The sequence below is a fragment of the Mesorhizobium sp. M1027 genome, assembly GCF_040318745.1.
Classification (GTDB): Bacteria; Pseudomonadota; Alphaproteobacteria; order Rhizobiales; family Rhizobiaceae; genus Mesorhizobium.
The window spans coordinates 98,168-116,008 of record NZ_JAMYMW010000006.1; the positions used below are offsets into that span (position 1 = coordinate 98,168).

20 protein-coding genes are annotated in these 17,841 nt (G+C 62.3%); 15 read left to right on the plus strand and 5 right to left on the minus strand.

Annotation, left to right across the window (positions count from 1 at the left end; translation table 11 throughout):
- Positions 1 to 13 precede the first annotated feature (13 nt).
- The 9 genes from NKH50_RS13325 (at position 14) to NKH50_RS13365 (ending at position 10,118) form a co-directional block, all read left to right on the plus strand.
- Positions 14 to 1,045: a sugar ABC transporter substrate-binding protein gene (locus tag NKH50_RS13325; protein WP_352879252.1), complete on the plus strand. Its 1,032-nt coding sequence runs from the start codon at positions 14 to 16 to the stop codon at positions 1,043 to 1,045.
- Between the two features lie 139 nt (positions 1,046 to 1,184).
- A complete protein-coding gene (locus NKH50_RS13330; RefSeq protein ID WP_352571838.1) occupies positions 1,185 to 2,168 on the plus strand; it encodes an ABC transporter permease in 984 nt (327 codons plus the stop codon).
- Positions 2,158 to 3,690: a sugar ABC transporter ATP-binding protein gene (locus NKH50_RS13335; RefSeq protein WP_352879254.1), complete on the plus strand. Its 1,533-nt coding sequence runs from the start codon at positions 2,158 to 2,160 to the stop codon at positions 3,688 to 3,690. The genes NKH50_RS13330 and NKH50_RS13335 overlap by 11 nt, the downstream gene beginning before the upstream one ends.
- 30 nt (positions 3,691 to 3,720) lie before the next feature.
- Entirely contained in the window at positions 3,721 to 4,716 is a 996-nt protein-coding gene (locus tag NKH50_RS13340; protein WP_352571836.1) for an ABC transporter permease, read from the plus strand.
- Between the two features lies 1 nt (position 4,717).
- Complete coding sequence (locus tag NKH50_RS13345; protein ID WP_352879257.1) at positions 4,718 to 5,503, plus strand: SDR family NAD(P)-dependent oxidoreductase; 786 nt, start codon at positions 4,718 to 4,720, stop codon at positions 5,501 to 5,503.
- Positions 5,504 to 5,520: 17 nt separating this feature from the next.
- Entirely contained in the window at positions 5,521 to 6,726 is a 1,206-nt protein-coding gene (locus tag NKH50_RS13350; protein ID WP_352879259.1) for a CaiB/BaiF CoA transferase family protein, read from the plus strand.
- A gap of 2 nt (positions 6,727 to 6,728) precedes the next feature.
- Positions 6,729 to 7,514 carry an enoyl-CoA hydratase/isomerase family protein gene (locus NKH50_RS13355; protein WP_352879261.1) on the plus strand — a complete coding sequence of 262 codons (786 nt, stop codon included), beginning with the start codon at positions 6,729 to 6,731 and terminating at the stop codon, positions 7,512 to 7,514.
- Positions 7,511 to 9,277 carry a CoA-transferase gene (locus tag NKH50_RS13360; protein ID WP_352879263.1) on the plus strand — a complete coding sequence of 589 codons (1,767 nt, stop codon included), beginning with the start codon at positions 7,511 to 7,513 and terminating at the stop codon, positions 9,275 to 9,277. Before NKH50_RS13355 ends, NKH50_RS13360 begins: the two co-directional genes overlap by 4 nt.
- Before the next feature lie 7 nt (positions 9,278 to 9,284).
- Entirely contained in the window at positions 9,285 to 10,118 is an 834-nt protein-coding gene (locus NKH50_RS13365) for an SMP-30/gluconolactonase/LRE family protein (RefSeq protein WP_352879264.1), read from the plus strand.
- A 26-nt stretch (positions 10,119 to 10,144) separates the two neighbouring features.
- On the opposite strand, the gene NKH50_RS13370 is transcribed toward NKH50_RS13365, so the two are convergent.
- Positions 10,145 to 10,486, minus strand: coding sequence for an antibiotic biosynthesis monooxygenase family protein (locus tag NKH50_RS13370; RefSeq protein ID WP_352879266.1), 342 nt, complete (start codon positions 10,484 to 10,486; stop codon positions 10,145 to 10,147).
- Between the two features lie 170 nt (positions 10,487 to 10,656).
- Positions 10,657 to 11,124 carry an EF-hand domain-containing protein gene (locus NKH50_RS13375; protein ID WP_352879268.1) on the minus strand — a complete coding sequence of 156 codons (468 nt, stop codon included), beginning with the start codon at positions 11,122 to 11,124 and terminating at the stop codon, positions 10,657 to 10,659.
- Here NKH50_RS13375 and NKH50_RS13380 point away from each other — a divergent pair.
- Complete coding sequence (locus NKH50_RS13380; RefSeq protein WP_352879270.1) at positions 11,123 to 11,611, plus strand: DUF3606 domain-containing protein; 489 nt, start codon at positions 11,123 to 11,125, stop codon at positions 11,609 to 11,611. The two genes, NKH50_RS13375 and NKH50_RS13380, sit on opposite strands and share 2 nt — an antisense overlap.
- 35 nt (positions 11,612 to 11,646) lie before the next feature.
- Here the strand turns inward: NKH50_RS13380 and NKH50_RS13385 are convergent, their stop codons facing one another.
- Both NKH50_RS13385 and NKH50_RS13390 read right to left on the minus strand, forming a co-directional pair.
- A complete protein-coding gene (locus tag NKH50_RS13385; RefSeq protein WP_352879272.1) occupies positions 11,647 to 12,195 on the minus strand; it encodes a DNA-3-methyladenine glycosylase in 549 nt (182 codons plus the stop codon).
- Positions 12,196 to 12,289: 94 nt separating this feature from the next.
- Complete coding sequence (locus NKH50_RS13390) at positions 12,290 to 12,619, minus strand: hypothetical protein (protein WP_352879274.1); 330 nt, start codon at positions 12,617 to 12,619, stop codon at positions 12,290 to 12,292.
- Between the two features lie 242 nt (positions 12,620 to 12,861).
- On the opposite strand from NKH50_RS13390, the gene NKH50_RS13395 reads away from it, so the two are divergent.
- The gene (locus tag NKH50_RS13395) at positions 12,862 to 13,380 is read left to right on the plus strand and encodes a metallophosphoesterase (protein ID WP_352879276.1); all 519 of its coding nucleotides are present in this window, start codon (positions 12,862 to 12,864) and stop codon (positions 13,378 to 13,380) included.
- 74 nt (positions 13,381 to 13,454) lie between these two features.
- Positions 13,455 to 13,775, plus strand: coding sequence for a hypothetical protein (locus NKH50_RS13400; protein ID WP_352879278.1), 321 nt, complete (start codon positions 13,455 to 13,457; stop codon positions 13,773 to 13,775).
- Positions 13,776 to 13,819: 44 nt separating this feature from the next.
- On the opposite strand, the gene NKH50_RS13405 is transcribed toward NKH50_RS13400, so the two are convergent.
- Positions 13,820 to 14,053, minus strand: a complete 234-nt coding sequence (locus NKH50_RS13405) for a hypothetical protein (protein ID WP_352539901.1) — start codon at positions 14,051 to 14,053, stop codon at positions 13,820 to 13,822.
- Positions 14,054 to 14,512: 459 nt separating this feature from the next.
- On the opposite strand from NKH50_RS13405, the gene NKH50_RS13410 reads away from it, so the two are divergent.
- Genes NKH50_RS13410 through NKH50_RS13420 form a run of 3 tightly spaced genes read left to right on the plus strand, consistent with a single transcriptional unit; the run spans position 14,513 to position 17,837 of the window.
- On the plus strand, positions 14,513 to 16,081 hold the full coding sequence (locus NKH50_RS13410; protein ID WP_352879280.1) for a type I restriction-modification system subunit M: 1,569 nt from the start codon (positions 14,513 to 14,515) through the stop codon (positions 16,079 to 16,081).
- Positions 16,078 to 17,433 carry a restriction endonuclease subunit S gene (locus NKH50_RS13415; protein ID WP_352879282.1) on the plus strand — a complete coding sequence of 452 codons (1,356 nt, stop codon included), beginning with the start codon at positions 16,078 to 16,080 and terminating at the stop codon, positions 17,431 to 17,433. The genes NKH50_RS13410 and NKH50_RS13415 overlap by 4 nt, the downstream gene beginning before the upstream one ends.
- Positions 17,433 to 17,837, plus strand: coding sequence for a hypothetical protein (locus tag NKH50_RS13420; RefSeq protein WP_352879284.1), 405 nt, complete (start codon positions 17,433 to 17,435; stop codon positions 17,835 to 17,837). The genes NKH50_RS13415 and NKH50_RS13420 overlap by 1 nt, the downstream gene beginning before the upstream one ends.
- The last annotated feature ends 4 nt before the right edge of the window (positions 17,838 to 17,841 follow it).

The following is a 17,841-nucleotide window of genomic DNA, read 5'->3' on the forward strand; positions in this document are numbered from 1 at the left end:
AGGGAGAAGAAACATGAACTGGTCCAAATCGATGCTGTTTGCCTCGGCGGCGGTGCTTGCTCTGAGCGCCGCCGCGGCACACGCCGAAAACATGCCGAAGCGCATCGGCTACGTCACCAACTACGCCACGCATGAGTGGTATCAGAACGTCATCAAGGGCATGCAGTCCCGCGCCAAGGAACTCGGTATCGAGCTCGAGGTGCAGGACGCCAATCTGGACGTTGCCAAGGAGGTCTCCGCCGCCGAAGACTTCATGGCCAAGGGCGTCGACGTCCTGATCATCACGCCCGTCAACGAGGAAGGCGTCGTGCCGCTGCTGCGCCAGGCGAAATCCAACAACGTTCCAGTCGTGCTCGAAGGCAATCCGGTCAAGGGCATGACCACAATGGTCGCGATCTGCGACTACGACACCGGCTACACCGCCGGCGTCGAAGCCGGCAAATACGCCAAGGAAAAGCTCGAAGGCAAAGCCAAGGTGATGAATGTCGGCCTGCCGCTGCTGTCCGCCACGGTGCTGCGGTCGCAGGGTTTCATGGATGGCCTCAAGACCATCATCCCCGACGCGGTCATGGTCCACGACCTCGACGGTGGCGGCAATCCCGATCGCGCGCTCGAGGTCTCTTCGGCGGCACTTGCCAAGAACGCCGACATCAACATCATCTACGGCATCAACGATTCCTCCTCGCTCGGCGGCCTTCAGGCTTGGAAAGCGGCCGGCAAGTCGCAGGACGGCCTGTTGACGGTCGGCACCGGCGGCGAAGGCCTCGCCTTCATCAATGCAATGCAGAACGAGCCGTCCTATCGCATCGAAGCCGCGATGTTCCCGGAAAAGGAAGGCTACACCGCCATCGATGCAGCGGTTAAGCTCTTCAACGGCGAAGAGGTGCCGGAACACATCGTCAGCCCGACCACGCCGATGAACGGCGACGACTGGAAGAAGTTCTACGACTACGATGGCACCACACGCAAAATCAAATGGGATGCCGTCAATGCGCTTCAGCCACCGGAAAAATGCATGAAAACTTCCGCCGATCTGAAGAAGTAAGGATTCCGGGTAGCCCTTCCCGCACGGCGGGAAGGGCGGCGGATCGGATATGCCGACGGCAAAACAGGGCAACCGTCCTGTTTTGGCCGGCAGTTCCAGACGGCGACGGCACCGATACGGGCCCGGAAATGAAATGGACATGAGCGAGCTTACGCAATCCTCCGCGCCAAGGCGTTTCATCGGCGGCCAGCTGCTGGGCAGCAGCCAGCTGGTGCTCGGCGTGATCCTGGCCGTGCTCTGCATCGCCATTTCGATTGCCGCGCCGCAATTCTATTCCGAGGCCAACATCATCGCCATCCTGCGCCAATGCGCGCTGGTGCTGATCGTCGCCTCCGGCATGACGATGCTGATCATCACCGCGGAAGTCGACCTGTCGGTCGGTGCATCGCTGGCTTTTGTCGGCTGCATCGGCATGGCCGTGCTGAATTCAACGCACAGCCTGACGCTCGGGCTGCTGGCGGCGCTCGCCTTTGCCGGTGCCGTCGGCCTGTTCAACGGGCTGGTCGTCACCAGGCTCAAAGTGAACTCGCTGATCGCCACCATCGGCACCATGATGATGCTGCAGGGCGGCGTTTATCTGTTCACCCGCGAGGCGGTGCAGAACCACCACCGGCTTGCCGGCTTCACCGATCTCGGCGCCGGCTATCTCGGCGCGATCCCGCTGCCCGTAGTCATTGCCGCGCTGATTTTCGCGCTGGCCGCGGCAACGCTGCGCTTCACCACGCTCGGCCGTTATCTCTACGCTGTCGGCGCCAACGAGCGCGCGGTTCGTCTCTCCGGCGTGCGCTCGCAACGGCTGAAACTGTTCGCCTTCGTCGTCACCGGCCTGTGCGTCGGCATCGCCGGCATGATCCTGTCGTCGCTGATGAATGCCGGCCAGCCGACCGCCGGCCGCGGCTTCGAGCTGACGGTGATTGCCGCCGTCATCCTCGGCGGCACCAGCCTGCTTGGCGGCCGCGGCTCGCTGCTCGGCACGTTGCTGGGCGTGCTGGTGCTGAAGGTCATCGACAACGGCATCATCATCCTCGGCTGGAACCAGGACCTGCAGATGGTGGTGCCCGGCATCGTCATCATCCTGGCGACCTATCTCGACATCGTGCGGAACAGAGCCAATGTCGGTTGATTTCCTTCACCCCGGCGAAACCGTGGCTGTCGACAAAAGCGTGCCGGCGCTGGAGATGCGCGGTATCGGCAAGCGTTTTCCCGGCGTGGTGGCGCTGGACAATGTCGATCTGACCTTGGAACCCGGCAAAATCCATGCCCTGATGGGCGAGAACGGCGCCGGCAAGTCGACGCTGATCAAGATCATGGCCGGGGTCTACGGCAAGGATGCCGGCACCATCCGCCTGCGCGGCCGCGAGGCCGACATCAAGTCGCCGCGCGATAGCCTGAAAGAGGGCATCAAGGTGGTGTTCCAGGAGATCGCGCTGATCGCCGAATTCAGCGTCGCCGAAAACATCTTCCTCGAAGGCTATCCGACCGGCAAAGGCGGCTCGATCGACTGGAAGAAGATCCGTGCCGATGCGGCCGCTCTGTTCAAGCGTATCGGCTTCAATGTCGACCCGGCGGCGCGCACGGGATCGCTGCCGGTCAGCCAGCAGCAGATGGTCGAGATCGCCCGCGCACTCGCCCATGAGGCCCGCGTCGTGGTGATGGACGAGCCGACCTCCTCGCTGACGCCGAACGAGGTCTCGCTGCTGTTCACCGTCATCCGCCGGCTGGCCGCGCTCGGCATCGCGGTGCTCTATGTCAGCCACAAGCTCGACGAGGTCTTCGAGATCGCCGACACCGTGACCGTGCTGCGCGATGGCCGCCACGTCTCGACCAGGCCGATCGGCGAGCACACCAACGACACGCTGATCCAGGACATGATCGGCCGGCGCATCGAAAACCTGTTCCCTCGCAAGCGCGGCGCGCCGGGCAGCAAGGTCGCGCTTTCCGTTGAAGGGCTCAGCACCGCCAAGAAGCTGAAGGATGTGTCGTTCGAGGCGCATGCCGGCGAGGTCCTCGGCTTCTTCGGCCTGATGGGGGCCGGCCGGACCGAGCTCGCCAAGGCCATCGTCGGCTTCGACCCGATCACTTCCGGCGCCATTTCGGTCGATGGCAGCCGGCTGCTGCCGCACGAAACGCACACCGGCGTCCGGCTCGGCATCGGCCTGCTCACCGAGGACCGCAAGAGCGAGGGGCTGATGGGCGAGTTGCCGGTCTACCAGAATGCCAGCCTCGCCTCACTCGGCGCCTTCGCCAGAATGGGCTTCGTCGACAAGGTCAGCGAACGCAAGGCGGTGCAGGACTATGTCGACCGTTTCCGCATCCGGACGCCCAGCCTGTTCCAGCAGGTCAAGAATCTGTCCGGCGGCAATCAGCAGAAGGTGCTGATCTCGCGCTGGCTGATGCGAGGCCTGAAGGTGATCGTCGTCGACGAGCCGACCCGCGGCATCGACGTCGGCGCCAAGTCGGAGATTTTTGCGCTCATCGACCGGCTCGCCGGCGAGGGCCTGGCGGTCGTCATGATGACGTCCGAAATGCCCGAGCTGCTGGGGCTTGCCGACCGCATCGCGGTGATGTGCGAAGGCCGCCTCACCGCGATCATGCCTCGCGACGAGGCCACGCAGGAGAACATCCTCAATGCGGCGATCGGCTAAGACGATGACGCTTCGCAAAGGGACCAAGCGATGAGCCTGGCAAGCACCGACACCATGAAAGCTGGACCGTCCATGCTGGCGCGGCTCGTCGCGCGGCAGGAATTGGCATTGCTCCTCTGCCTCATCCTGGTGATCGCGTTCTTTTCCTTCACCGCCGAGAATTTCTTCTCCGTGCGCAACATCACCAATGTGCTCGGTCAGGCTTCGCTGGCGCTGACAGCCGGCATCGGCTGCGCCATCGTCTTCATATCAGGCGAGGTCGACATCTCGATCGGCTCGCTGCTGGCGACGATCGCGCTGCCGCTGATCATCATCATGAACGACACCAACTCGCTTGTGCTCGGCATCAGTGGCGCGCTGCTGTTCGGGCTGATCATCGGCGTCGTGAATGGCTATCTGACGGCCTATGCCGGCATCAACTCGCTGATCGTGACCCTGGGCACGATGTTCATCATGCGCGGCGGCGTTTATCTCTATACCGGCCAGCGTGCTATTCCAGACGATGCCGCGCTCGACAGCTTCATCGCGCTGTCGGACGGCCGCCTGTTCAACGTCGTTCCCTATTCGGCTGTCATCGCCATCGTCCTGCTCGCCGTCTTCGCCTACGTGATGCAGCACCGGCCGTTCGGGCGGCAGATCTATGCCGTCGGCGGCAATCCGGAAGTGGCACGGCTGGCGGGTTACGACGTGCGCCGCGTCAAGTTCACCTGCTTCATCATCAGCGCGCTGCTGGCGACGGTAGCCGGCATCATCCTGGCAGCCCGCGTCGGTTCGGCGCAGCATACGGCCGGGCTGAATTTCGAGTTCCAGGTCGTTGCCGCCACCGTGCTCGGCGGGGTGAGCCTTGCCGGCGGCATAGGCAGCCTGACCGGCATGGCGCTCGGCGTGCTGATCCTGCAGTTCCTGTCCAACGGGCTGCGCGGTCTCGGCCTGCCGACCGAGTGGCAACTGGTCATCACCGGCATGATCATCATTGCCGCCGTCGCCTTCGACGAAGCAAAGCGCCGGCACGCCATTGGAGGCTGATATGGATCGTCTCAAAGGGAAAACCGCAATCGTCACCGGCGCCGCCGACGGCATCGGCCACGCGATCAGCGAGGCGATGGCAAGGGAAGGCGCGCACGTCTTCCTCGGCGACATCGCCGACGAGAAGGGTGAAAAATTCGCAGCCGAGCTGCGCGCCGCCGGCCACCGCGCCGACTACATCCATTGCGACGTCGCGGACGAGGCCGATATCGCCGCTCTTATCGCCGCAGCCGTCGGCAAGACCGGCCATCTCGACATTCTCGTCAACAATGCCGCCATCGCCATCGGCGGCATGCCGGTCCATGAGATGACCGACGAGCAGTGGCACCGGCTGATCGCGGTCAACCTGACCAGCGTGTTTCGCGGCTGCAAATATGCGCTGCCGCATATGATCGCGCAGAAATCGGGCTCGATCATCAACATGGCCTCGGCGCAAGGTCATATCGGGCTCGACGGCTGGACCGCCTATGCCGGCGCCAAAGGTGCGGTGATGGCGATGACGCGTCAGATGGCGGTCGAGTTCGGCCCGCTCAACATCCGCGTCAACTCGATCTCGCCCGGAACCATCAACACGCCGATGAACGACAAACTGATCAAGGAGATCGGCGGCAATCTCGCCAAGGCCTGGGTGAAAATGCATCCGCTCGGTCGCATCGGCAAACCGTCCGAAGTGGCAGAAGCCGCCGTCTATCTCGCCTCCGACGCCGCCGGCTTCACCACCGGTACGGACCTGCGCGTCGACGGCGGCCTCACCGCGGCACCCCGCTACGTACCCGACCTGCTTTGACAACCAATGAGACAAAAATGAACAAGGCCCTCGAAGGCGTCCGCATCCTCGATTTCAGCCATCTGCTGCAGGGGCCGTTCGCCACGCAGCTGCTCGGCGACATGGGCGCCGACGTCATCAAAATCGAGCGTTCAGGCGCCGGCGACATGTTCCGCGGCATGACCTTCTTCGCCAAATGGGTCGGCGGCTCCGAAAGCCCGAATTTCCTCGCCTGGAACCGCAACAAGCGCTCCATCGCGCTCAACCTGAAAAGCCGCAAGGTGCATGCCATCATCATGGACATGGCCAAGAAGGCGGATGTGGTGGTGCAGAATTTCCGCCCCGGCGTGCTCGCCAGGCTCGGCTATGGCTACGAGGATTTCAAGGCGGTCAACCCCGCCATCATCTATTGCTCTGGCTCCGGCTATGGCGAGGAAGGCCCCTATGTCGAGCGTCCCGGTCAGGACATGCTGATCCAGGGGCTGTCCGGGCTGATCTCCAACACCGGCCGCGGCGATCAGGCCCCTGTTCCGGCCGGTGCCGGCCTCGCCGACCAGATCGGCGCCATGAACATGGTCTACGGGATATTGTCGGCGCTCTACTATCGCGAGAAGACCGGCAAGGGCCAGAAGATCGAGGTCAATCTGCTGGCCGGGATGCTGGCGCACCTCAATCAGGAATATGTCGCCGTGCTCAATCTCGGCGAGGATTTCGTGCGCCCGAATTCAGGCATCGGCCACCCCGGCATGCAGGCGCCGTTCGGTATCTACGAAGCGAAGGACGGTGGCTATGTGTCGATCGCCATGAGCCCGTTCAAGACGCTGTATGAAGTGCTGGAGGCGCCGCAGCTTGCTGTCTACGATGATCTGAAGACGCTGTTCGACAAACGCGACGAGGTGTTCGACAAAGTCAACGCCGAAACCAGGAAGTTTGCCACGCAGGACCTGCTGGTGCGGCTGCTGGCAGTCGACATCTGGTGTGCCGAGGTGAAGGACATAAGGCGCGCAGCCGAGGACCCGCAGGTCAAGCACTTGGGCATGATCACCAGCTACGATCATCCGCGCGGCGGTAAGGTCAGGGTGGTCGCACCGGCGGTCAAGATGAGCGAGACGCCGCCTACCATAGAGCGGCCGGCGCCGCTGGTCGGCCAGCATGGCCGCGAGATACTGGCCGAGTTCGGCCTCTCCAGCGGCGAGATTGCAGCGCTTGAGGCGTCCGGCGACATGACCGTGGATGCTGTCTGACGATGAGCGTTTACCAGACACTCAGCTTGGAAATATCCGGGCGCGTCGCAGTCGTCACCTTCCGTCGCGCCGATCAGCTCAACGCCATGAACCGGCTGATGCAAAGCGAGATCACCGATGTTTTCGAGGTGCTGTCGCGGGATGACGGGGTCGGCGCGATCGTGGTGACCGGCGAGGGGCGCGGCTTCATGGCCGGCGCCGACATCAAGGAATACGCCGCCCAGACAGCTGCCGAGTTCGATGTCTTCCAGACCGCCGGCACGCGCATGTATGCGGCGATCGAGCAGAACCGCAAGCCGGTCATCGCCGCGGTCAATGGTTTTGCGCTCGGCGGCGGCATGGAGCTGGTGCTGTGTTGCGACATCGTCATCGCCAACCAGTTCGCGAAGCTCGGCCTGCCCGAGATCAAGCTAGGGCTGGTCCCCGGCGGCGGCGGCACGCAGCGCAGCGTCCAAAAGCTCGGCCGCAACCGCGCCAACCTTTTGCTGATGACCGGCGCCATCGTGCCGGCTTCCGAGCTCGTCGCCGCCGGGCTGGTCAACGAGGTCGTCGACGCCGAAAAGCTGATGCCGCGGGCGCTGGAACTCGCCGGCATGATAGCCGCCGAACCGGCTGCCGCGATCGAGGCATTGAAGGCGCTTACAGCGCACGCCGTGTCGGGCGACTTGGCGGGAGGCCTTGCCATGGAGCGCGACGTACTGGGCGGGCTTTATCGTAGCGAGACCGGCCAGCAGCGGGTGAAGGCGTTCGCCGAAAAAAGCGCCGTGCGGGCGAAGGCTGGGCAATGACATCCCTGGTCAAGCCGAACCGGCCGCGCTTCACCGATGTCGAGAGCCTGGCGGCGATGGTCGGCGGCGGCGATGTCTTCGGCGTCGGCGGGCATCATTTTGCCCGGCTGCCGATCGCCCTGCTGCGCGCCATCGCCCGCTCGGGCGTCAAGGGCCTACGCTATGTCTGCTGGGCCGGCGGCCTGCCGCTCGAACTGCTCCTCGAAGCGGATGCCGTGGCGGAGATCGACATCTGCTTTTCCAGCCTCGACATTTTTGGCTTGCCGCCGCGCTTCCGCGCGGCCGCCGAGACCAATGCCGTGCCGGTCCGCGACTGGACGGCGCTGGCCATGATCCAGGCGTTGCGGGCGGCGCAGCAGAACCTGCCGTCGATGCCGTTTCAGCTTCCCGAGGGCTCGGACATGCTGGCGCGCGTGCCGGGCGCGATCGCCGTGCCAGATCCCATTGCCAGAACCGAGATCGGGTTCATCCCGGCCTTGCGGCTCGACACGTTCGTCGTCCATGGCCAGCGCGCCGACGAGAGCGGCAATGTCCAGATCATCGGGCCGCGGGCGCTGGATTTCGCCATGGCCGGCGCGGCGCGCCAGGTGCTGGTCACGGTTGAGGAAATCGTCCCGGTCGGGGCGCTGCGCCATGACGGCCGGCAAAGCATTTTGACCCGCAATCAGGTGTCGGCCATAGCGCTGGCGCCGGGCGGCGCCTATCCCGCCTCCTGCCTGCCATTCTATGTGACGGATTATCAAGCGTTGGCGGGGGCGTTCGCGGTCAAGGAAATACCTTTGTCGGACAGCCTGAGCATGCCTTCGGAAGGCGTGCCGGAGCGGGTTCAAGACGCTGCAAAAGTCCGGGCTGAGACAGTCCTCGCCATGCCCCGGCTCGTGCACAGCGAAAAGCAGGCGTCCATCGACGAGATCATCGCCGCCCGCATCGCCGCCGAACTCGACAATGACAGCTTTGCCAGTGCCGGCGCGGTGTCGCCGCTGGCCAATGTCGCCTATCGGCTGGCCAAAGCGACGCACGCGCCGGACATGATCATCGCCACCATGAGTTGCGGCCATCTCGACATCGCGCCGAGCCCGATGATCCTGTCGCTGATCGAAAGCCTCGATTGCGAAACGGCAGTGGCGCATGCCGGCGGCGACGACACCTATTCGACCTACTACCAGGCCGGCGCAGTGACGCATGAGATCGTCGGTGCCGCGCAGGTCGATCGACGCGGCCGCGTCAACACCATAGCCTTGCGCAAACGCGATGGCAGCGCCATCCGTCTGCCCGGGCAAGGCGGCATGGCCGATGTCGCGAACATGCACTGCGATTATCTGCTCTACGTCCCCCGCCATTCCGTGCAGTCGCTGGTCGAGACGGTCGAGATCGCCAGTTCGGCGCGCGGACTGTTGACGCAGGCCGAACGCGAGCCGATGGGCTATCGGACCGGGGCGGCGCTAGTGTTCACCGACCTTTGCGTGTTTCGGCTCGACCGGGAGAGCCGGCAACTCGCCGTCATCGAGACCATGCCGGGCGTGACGCGCCAGCAGATCCAGGATGCCACCGGATTTGCTGTGATATTCGCTGCCGATTGCCACGAACTTGCGCTACCCTCGAACGAGACGCTCGATATCCTGCGAAACCGCATCGACCCGCTCGGCCTGCGGCGACTGGAATTCGTCAGCGCCAAGGAGCGCGGCGCGCTGATCGCCGAGATCCTCGCGGCCGACCGGCTGATGGTCGAGCGCTGCATCGCCGCGCAGGCCGCAGGAGGCTGAAGGTCCCATGGCAAAGCCGTTGCTCGAAATGTCGGCCGCGAAGGTCTTCTTCGACGGCATCTTCACCAGCCCGCGCGTCGCGCATCCTGAAGGCGTGGCCATCCATAGCGACGGCTCGATCTGGTGCGGCACCGAAACCGGCGACCTGTTGCGGCTGGCCGCCGATGGCGGCTCGGTCGAACGTATGGGTGGCACGGAAGGCTTTCTGCTTGGCATCGCCTTCGATAGCGCAGGCAACTGTTTTGCATGCGATTTGAGACATGCGGCGGTCTTTCGCTGGGATGCCGCGGTGGCCGAGATGCAACGCTTCGCTTCGGCCGGCATCCGCGTGCCGAACTACCCGATCGTCGACGAGGCGCGCGGCTGGCTCTACGTTTCCGACAGCCTCGGCGAAGGCAACCGCTCCGGCATCTTCCGCTATGATCTGCAGACCGGCGAAGGCGGCCTGTGGTGCCGCGAGGCCATGGCCTTCGCCAACGGCATGGCGTTGGCGCCGGATGGCAATGGGCTTTACGTCGTGGAAAGCCACGCGGCCTGCGTCAGCTATGTGCCGATCCGTGCCGACGGCACGGCAGGACCTCGCCAGCTCGTCGTGGACGGCGTGAACAACGTCCCCGATGGCGTCGCCGTGGCGCCGGACGGTTCGCTGTTCATCTCGTGCTACGAGCCGAGCCGCATCTATCGCTGGCGACAGGATAGCGGGCTCGAGGTGCTGATCGAGGATCCGGCGGCAACCACGCTCGCCCATCCCACCAACATCGCCTTCAAGGGCGACAAGCTCTACACCGCAAATCTCGGCCGCTGGCACATTACCGAAATCGACTTGACGGCGATTTCCTAGATCGGGCCGAACCGGGCGGCGCTGCCCTATCCCAGCCGCCCGTGACTCGATCGGATGCGCAACACCTGCACCCGCGACGGCAGCTCGATCAGGAACTCTTCGTCCCGCTCGAGATGGTGGATTTTCGTCGGATCGCCGCCGGTGAACGCCGCCATCGCCTCGACGTTTTCCCAGTAGGAGATCGTCACGAATTCCGAATGGCTCGGCGTGTCCTCGCGAAAGGTCTGCACGCCCAGTGCCTTCTCGATCAGCGACTTGATGCCGGCTTCGTAATTGTAACTCTCATAGGCATCCGCCTTTTCAGGCACTGTTCTGCCGCGCCAGATACGGGCGATGGTCGGAGTTTTCTCCGTAATTTTCTCTGTCATGGCCAACGAATCCCTGCTTGGTCTGATTGGTCCGCCGGCGTTCGAATGCCAGCCAAGGAACGGATCTCCCCGGCTGGCAGCCTGGTATCCCGTTGCCAGCGACGTTTCATCTTCCCGGCCGACGTAGGTGGCGCTGCCCGGATAGGCCTCCTTGCCGACCCGTGGGAGACTTACTCCTGATCCTCGGCGCCGCCTCCGTGGAAGAAGGACCGGATTTCCTGCATGTCGACGCTGCCGTCACCGTCCTCATCGACGGCGTTGAATATCCGCCCGACGAAATCCTGGAGTTCGGTCTGGGAAAGCGCGCCATCGCCGTCGGCATCGACTATGGCGAACATCATTCGCATCCTCGCGCCATGCATCCCCCGTCCCATGCCACCACCCGTCTCCCAGCCTCGGTCAGGCGGGCCCATCCTGTAGTCATGATGCCAGCGGTCGCGACCACGCCGTTCCGCCCGGGGCGCGCGATCCTCTTGCATTCTCTCCTCCAGCATCTCGGTCATCATCTGGCGCATCATTTCGCGCATGGCATCCTGGCTCTGCCCGCTCATTCCGGGCGACGGTTCGGCGCCACGATCCGGTGCCGGCGCGGCCGGCGCAGGTGGGCTCGTCTGGCCGAATGCCGGCGCGGCCAACATGGCCAGCGCCGCGGCAATTACGGTGGTTTTGCTTGCGAACGTCATCGTAGTCTCCATCGGTATGAATTGGTGGCTGAACGTATCTGCATCCAGCCAAACCGGCTGCTCGCCTCATGGTTCCTGGGCAGTCGGCACGGCGGCGGAAAAGTCCGCCCGATCGCGGCAACAAAAGCCGCTTGCCCACGTTGCCATTGATGCAAAGCTCCACCAGGAGGAAAAAATGGCCGACGATAAGAGCAAGCGAGATTTCCGCGAGCGCGACCGCGTTGCTGCGGAAGACGACCGTGAAATCGAGTATTTTGCCCAACAGAACGGCATCACCGCCGACCAGGTCCGCCAGCTGATCAAGAGCTTCGGCAATGATCGCGGGCGCCTGACCGTAGCTGCGAAAGCGTTGCGAGGGATTTCACCTGCCGGAGCCGACGAGGTGACCAGGGAAGCCCGCCAGCAGGCGACACCCATGCATCTCGGCAAACCCGACGAGTGATGCCGGGGGCAACTGCTCTGCCGCTGCCGCAGGCGTCAGAACTTGCGGCTCAGATAATCCGAGCCGCGCAGGCCGAACCGCCACTCCGCATCGACAGCCTTGGAAATGCCGATCCGGCGGCCTGTAAGAATGGCGCTGGCGTCGCCCGGCTGCCTGAATTCGAATGGCGGCACGTCCAGTGGCAGCCCGTCATGGGATTTGTCGATTGCCAGCGCCTGGCAAAGGCGACCCGGTCCCGAGCAAAGCAGCCGGGGGTCGTCAATGCCGCGATTGGCCCGCATCACCTCCAGCCCGGATTGCGGTTCGATTGCGCGGATGAGCACGGCGCTGCCGGGCAGGCACACGGCATTGAGACACCAGTGCAGGCCATAGGAGCGATAGACATAGGCGCTGCCCGGGGTGCCGAACATTGCGCCATTGCGCACCGTCCTGCCACCGAAAGCATGCGAAGCCGGGTCATCGGGGCGATAGGCCTCGGTCTCGACGATGATGCCGCCAACGCTGTGCAAAAGCAGCGTCGCGCCAATCATGTCGCGCGCCACGGTGGTGGCGTCTCGGGCAAAGAATTCGTGGTTCGTGGTCAACGTGCACCGGACTGATCGCGCCTCAACCTGGCGCGTCAGCAAATTCTCGGACCGGAAGCAAAATGTCCAGCCACTGCTCTCGGATCTGCGATATTCAGCGCAGCATCGCTGCGCCGATGAAAACCGCCGCGGCCAGCACGACGATGGCGGCAATCACCAGCACCGGCCCATATCGGCGCGGCTGGACGTCGGGCTCATCCTTCAGCGGACGCATCGCATTGGCATAGCTCGCCTGGTTGGTGAACTCCGGCTTTTCATGAGGCGCAGACCGATCCTCTGCCGGAACGCTGCCGGCCGATTCCGCGTCCGTCTCCATGGGAGCCGCGGCTGGGTCGATCCCCGGTGTCTTATCCCCTCCGCGCCCGGCGTCGATATCGCCCCGCGCTTGAGCCGGGCTTCGCCCAACAGGTGCTGCGTCGGTCATCGTCGAGGTCCTTTCAGAGCATCGGCCTCAAGCATTCTAACCTGCGTCTCATTTCAAAGTTCCCCCGTTTCAAAGTTCCCCTTTTTAAAGTCCCCCTTCTTAAAGTTCCAACAAGCGGAAGCCGCCTGGGCCTGTTTACAGGAACAACCGGCGATCGAGCGGGTTGAGCAAGCATTGGGGAGAGCAACATGGACTTGGTGCGCCACGCGCCCAGATCGGCAGTTCGAAACAGGCTCCAGCGCATGATCTACTTCACCGCCGACACGCATTTCAGCGACCCGCGCATTTTGCGCATCGACCGCCGCCCGTTCGGCTCGCTGGCGGAGCATGATCGGGCGCTCATTGCGTTCTGGAACGAGACTGTCGGCCCGGACGACGAGGTCTGGCACCTCGGCGATTTTGCCAAGGGCTCGGCGTCCTTCGTGTCGTCGCTGCTGTCGTCTCTTCATGGCAGCAAGCACTTGATCATCGGCAACAACGATGCTGCGGCCACCATTGACGCGACGGGTTGGGCGAGCACGCAACACTACAAGGAGCTGACGCTCGGCGGCAGCCTGCTGATCCTTTGCCACTATCCTTTTCGCACCTGGAACCAGATCGGCAGGAGGTCGATCGACCTGCATGGCCATTCGCACGGCCGGCTCACCCCGGTCACGCGCCAGTATGACGTCGGTGTCGACAGCTGGGATTTTCGTCCGGTCACGCTTCCCACCATCCTCGCCAGCCGCGGCCGCCGGCCGTCGCGGGCAAAACCCGGCTGAAGGCGGCTGGCCGCAACCGGAACCTCCGCGGAGCTGAGGCGTTCGAAAAATTGCAAGGCGTAAAGGCAAACGCAATGGCTCAGAAGATCACGACAGGCGCGAACGACCGGCCGCGCAATGAAACCATCGGCCAATCCGGCGAAGGCCTGCCGGACGACAGCAGCAGGCCGCTCGAGGTCGACGAAGGCTGGGTCGCCCGGCTGAGAAACAAGCTGCAGGGCAAGCCCCGGCAAGCCGGTCAGACCAACACGGACGAAGTCCCCGCAAGCACTCCAGGCGCTGGCCGAATGCGGCGGAACCGGCAAGGTGACGACGCCGATAGGCGGAGGCTGAGCAATTCCAGGAAAAGTGTGAAGCGGTTTTCCGTCCGGTATTTGCGTCAAACAATAAGATAGACCGGTTCTGCGTTTCCGCGGAACGATGAACCGTCCAGCGCCGGTCAGATCGCCGGCACCCACTTCCAGAACACGCCTTCCTTGCGTTCGGGGTAGTGCTTGAACTCGCATTCGAAGCGCCAACCGTAATTCTTGGCGGCGGCAAGCGCCTCCTTGCTGACCGGGTTCATGCCGGTTCCCGGCGCAAACCAGTCCTCCAGCAAGTCGTCGGGGATATAGGCGCCGATCCTCAAAGGCAGCTTTTCGAGGACGACATCCATTTCAGGTGGTGCAGGCAATGGGGTCTCTCCCTTCAAGATCTACCCACGAACAAGTCATTCGAAGCTGATTGGGTTCCAGACCATGGCTGAGATCGGGGGTGACGGTCATTGGCGGGCAGATTGGATTCCAGCTTTACGAGATATGGCTGAATAGGAGGATCGGCAGATCGCAAGTTTGGCGCACCGGCCCTCTGCCTGCCGAAGGCCAACGCCGTGAGGTTTTGGGGTATGCATCTACTCCGCTAACATCTTAATCTGATTCGGCATAAGGGTCAGGGGTAGCGAGCGAATCCCACATCAACAATGGCCTGAGTAATATTGGGGCAACACCGCCTGTCAATTTGGGCCAGATTTCCTCATCGCATAGCTTATTGCTCGCGCGGTTTCATAGGCTATAGGAGGCCCGGAACTGATGACGAATAACGACTGAAGGCTAGGATTGAGAGTATGGCAGGGGCACGTAACGGGAACGGCGACTTGAGCTTTGAGGCAGACCTGTTTCGGGCCGCCGATAAGCTGCGGGGAAATCTGGAGGCGTCGGAATACAAGCACGTCGCACTTGGCTTGATTTTCCTGAAATACATTTCTGAGGCATTTGAGGCGCAGCGCGCCAAGCTGGAGCAGGAGGAATTCGCCGATCCCGAAGACCCCGAGGAATATCTGCAGGACCGTGTGTTCTGGGTTCCTGACATTGCTCGCTGGTCCTATCTGCGTGACAACGCCCGCGTCCGCGACCTGGAGATCATTGATCCCGTTACCGGGAGTAAGAAAAAGGTCGACATTGGCGGGCTGATCGATGCAGCGATGGAAGCCATTGAGAAGGCCAACAGCACCACTTTGAAGGGCGTTCTGCCCAAGGACTATGGCCGCCCCGCGCTCGACAAGGAGATGATCGGCGACCTGGTCGAGCTCTTCTCTGACATTACCATGCACACCGAAGGAGAAAAATCACGCGACCTCCTTGGCCGTGCCTATGAGTATTTTCTGTCAGGCTTTGCGGGGGCCGAGGGCCGGCGGGGGGGAGAGTTCTTCACGCCGCGCTCGGTGGTCCGCGTCATGGTCGAGATGCTGGAGCCCTTTAGGGGCCGCGTTTATGATCCGTGCTGCGGCTCAGGCGGCATGTTCGTGCAATCGGAAAAGTTCATCGAGGATCACTCCGACCAGCGCAATGTCGATGAGGCCAAGCGGCAAATCTCAATCTATGGGCAGGAGCGCAATCACACGACTTGGCGGTTGTGTAAGATGAATCTTGCCGTGCGCGGCATCGATGCGGATATTCGCTGGAACAATGAAGGCTCCTTTATTCGCGATGAATTTTCAAATGTGAAGTTTGACTTCGTGCTCGCCAATCCGCCTTTCAACGTGTCGGACTGGTGGCGAGAGAGCCTTGCCGAAGACATTCGCTGGACCGCCTTCGGCACCCCGCCGCAGGGCAATGCCAACTATGCCTGGCTCAGCCACATCTACCATCACCTGGCGCCGCGCGGCACGGCCAGCGTGGTGCTGGCCAATGGCTCCATGTCCTCGCAGCAATCGGGCGAAGGCGAAATTCGCAGGAAGATGATCGAAAACGACTCCGTCGACTGCATGGTGGCGTTGCCTGGGCAACTCTTCTATTCCACGCAGATACCGGCCTGTCTCTGGTTTCTAGCGCGCGACAAGAGCGCTAACGGCCACCGCGACCGGCGCGGGGAAATCCTCTTTATCGACGCGCGCAAGTTGGGCGTGATGGTAGATCGCACCCGTCGGGAATTTGCACCGGACGACATCGCCAAAATCGCCAAGACCTACCACAGCTGGCGCAATAAGGACGGCGGCTATGAGGATGTGCCGGGCTTCTGTCGAGCGGCACCAAAGGAGGAAGTTGCAAGGCACGGCTATGTGCTGACTCCGGGACGTTTTGTGGGCGCGGAGGATGCAGTAGATGACGGCGTCCTATTCGAGGAAAGAGTTGGTACCTTGCGGCAAGCATTGGCAGGTCAGTTTGAACGTTCGCGCGACCTGGAAACCCAGATTACGGCTAGCCTGTCGAGGCTTGCGGAATGAGGGCTGTCCTTGCTGAGCTTTTGGCGTTCACCCGCGACGGCGAATGGGGAAGCGGAGAGCCTGCAGATGGGCTTGTCGAAGTAGGTATCGTACGAGGTACCGATTTCGAAAGGGTCCGGTACGGCGAACTTTCAAGCATCCCAATCCGCTATGTGCGGTCAAGCGTCGTTGAAAAGAAAAAGCTAAAAGCAGGCGATATCCTGATCGAAACAGCGGGAGGAACCAAGGATCAGCCAACGGGGCGAACCGTATTCCTAAGTAAAAACATTGTAAGCACTAGTGCACGACCGCTTCTTTGCGCGAGCTTTGCAAGATTCCTTCGCGTGCGTGAAGATAAGGTTGATTCGTCTTATCTTTTTTGGAAGCTGCAAGACGAATACTGTCGGGAAGAGCTCCTCCCATATCATGTTCAGCACACCGGTGTTGCTCGATTCCAATACACGCAGTTTGCCGCGACACATCCGTTGGATATGCCCGACGAGTTAGTGGAGCAGCAGGAGATCGCGTCAATCCTCTCCATCCTCGACGACAAGATCGAGTTGAACCGGCGGATGAACGAGACACTGGAGGCTTTGGCGCAGGCGATCTTCAAGGATTGGTTCGTTGATTTCGGCCCCGTCCGCCGCAAGCTGGAGGGTGCAACTGACCCCGTCGCCCTCCTTGGTGGCCTCATGCCCAATGCCACCCGCGCCGCAGACATCGCCGGTTTGTTCCCGGGCAGCTTTGGCGATGACGGTTTGCCGGAGGGGTGGGACGAAAAGCCCTTCTCAGACTTCGTCGACATCATAGGCGGGGGAACGCCGAAAACATCAGAACCTACCTACTGGAATGGCGACATCCCTTGGTTCTCCGTCGTGGATTCCCCTTCGGGGAGCGACACATTCGTATTTCGAACAGAAAAGACCATAACGCCTCAAGGTTTGTCCGGCAGCTCAGCGCGGCTGATTAGTCCTGGAACTACGATCATTACAGCGCGCGGCACCGTTGGGAATTTGGCAATCGCTGGCCGTGAGATGACCTTCAATCAGTCATGTTATGCGCTGCGATCACTGAAGGATTTGCACCCGTTTTTTACCTATCTAGCGGCCAAGCAGGTAGTTGAGCGGTTGAAATCGATGGCGCACGGATCGGTTTTCTCGACGATTACGAGACAGACCTTCGAAAACGTCAATCTCCCAACATCTTCGATTGAGATCAGAGACGCCTTCGAAAAACTATCCGCTCCTTTATTCGAACGCATCAGTGCGTCTGTTCAGGAGAACCGCACAGTCGCGGAGACCCGCGACTATCTCCTCCCAAAGCTGATGTCTGGCGAGGTGCGCGTGCGCGATGCTCAAGAGGCGGTGTCCTGATGAGCGTGGACCGTACCTATCTCAAATCTGCGATCGCTGCCATGCTGGATGTCCTGGCGATCGAACACCCGCTCGGCCATCAGGAAGCCTATGTCCGGCGCTACATTCTGACTACCCCCAGCGGCAAGCGCATCGAACTAATGTTCGAGCAAAGCGCGAAAACGCCCGCCAACATCTGGCTCGAAGCCAGCGTCGCTGGGTCGCTACTAAGAAGCTGGACTAAGCACCGGTTGTCGCCTGCGTCGCAGCTCTACGCCAAGCCGGGCAAGAATGGTGACCCCCAATATGGCCGCCATAGCGCGCTCGAAACGATGCCAGCGCTGGGAACGGCGGATCTAATATGCATGCAGCCGAAAACATTGGCGGAAGCCGGTGCGATCCTCGATCACCTGTTGGGGGCGTGAGCGA